Below are 1,505 nucleotides of genomic sequence, written 5' to 3' on the forward strand. Positions count from 1 at the left end.
CTGCAAGAGAGACTCAGCAGTCTCGGCTTCGATTGGGATCGCGCCTTCGGTAAGTCGAAGATCGGAGCCGACAGCGCGCAGCGCGGACGACGGCTGGGTGAGTTTTTGGCGAATAGCCTACCGGACGCTTTGAGCGCTGCGGTGCTCGTTGCTCAGCAGCGCGACGCCGAACGACGCATTCGGGAAGCCAAAGACCGCCTTGGCGACGTCGCCTCTGGCACAATCGCGGCCGAGATCGAAGAGGCGCTCCATTGGCGCGATGAGTTAGCCTATCGTCGGGCTCATGCGCGACTCTGCGAGCTGCACGCCAAGTACGTTCATCTTCGACGCCGCGAGGAGTTGCTCCAACAATTGTCCCGCTTTGCTCCAACATGGGCCGAAGTCATCCGCGCGCGACGCGGGATACACGGTCGCGAGGAACTTCCGGGCGATCCCGAAGCCGCTTGGCTCTGGCGACAGCTTGAGCAAGAACTCGTTCGCCGCGCTGAAACTCCCATTCAAGAGATTCAGCGCCGACTCGAACAACAGATGAAGCAGCTTTACGAGATCACGCAGCAGCTCGTCGAAAGTCGCGCCTGGGCGCATCGCATCAAGAAAACCAAGCCCTCGCAGCGACAGGCCCTCGTCGGCTGGCTCAATACGATGCGGCGATTGGGCAAAGGGAAGGGACGTGCCGCCGCACGACTTCGAGCCGAAGCCTCCCGGCTCATCGCCGAAGCCAAAGACGCCGTGCCCGTCTGGATCATGCCGCTTCCTCGCGTCGCCGAACAGATAAACCCGACGACCACGCGCTTCGACGTGGTGATCGTGGATGAGGCGAGCCAGTGCGACATTCTCGGTCTCCTCGCCCTCTACGTCGGCGATCAGGTCGTCATCGTCGGCGATCACGAGCAAGTGAGCCCGGAAGGCGTGGGCCAGGAACTGAGCAACATCGAGCAACTTCAAGTGGAATATCTCCGCGACATCCCCAATGCCCATCTCTATGACGGCAAGCGGTCGCTTTACGACATCGCGCGGGAATCGTTCGGCGGCGCGTTGATGCTGACGGAGCACTTCCGCTGCGTGCCCGAGATCATCGAGTTCAGCAACCGGCTGTGCTATGGCGGTCGCATCCGTCCGCTGCGGGAATCTGTCCATGTGCCGTTGAAACCCCACGTCGTCCCGTATCGCGTGAAGGGCACGGCTCATAACAAGGTGAACGAGGAGGAAGCGCAAACGATCGCCGCGCTCATCCTCGCCATGCTGTGCCATCCGGCTTACAAAGGAAAGACGATTGGCGTCGTCTCCCTGGTGGGCGACGATCAGGCCAAGCACATCGAACGCTTGGTGCGCGAGAGGTGCCTCGACAATCCGAAGCTTGAGCGAGAGTTGGAGACACGGCGATTCCTCTGCGGCAACTCGGCGCAGTTCCAGGGCGATGAGCGCGACGTCGTTCTCATCTCCCTGGTAGATAGTCCGCGACCCGAAGGCCCGCTTCCCCTGAGAAACGATGAGCGGTTCAAACA

The 1,505-nt window shown here is 61.4% G+C and carries 1 protein-coding gene; it reads left to right on the forward strand.

Annotated features, from left to right (window positions below; translation table 11 throughout):
• Nucleotides 1-1,505: AAA domain-containing protein (locus NZ746_02625; protein MCS6816256.1), on the forward strand; the 1,505-nt coding region annotated here is incomplete at both ends.

The organism is Blastocatellia bacterium (assembly GCA_025055075.1).
Lineage (GTDB): Bacteria > Acidobacteriota > Blastocatellia > HR10 > HR10 > HR10.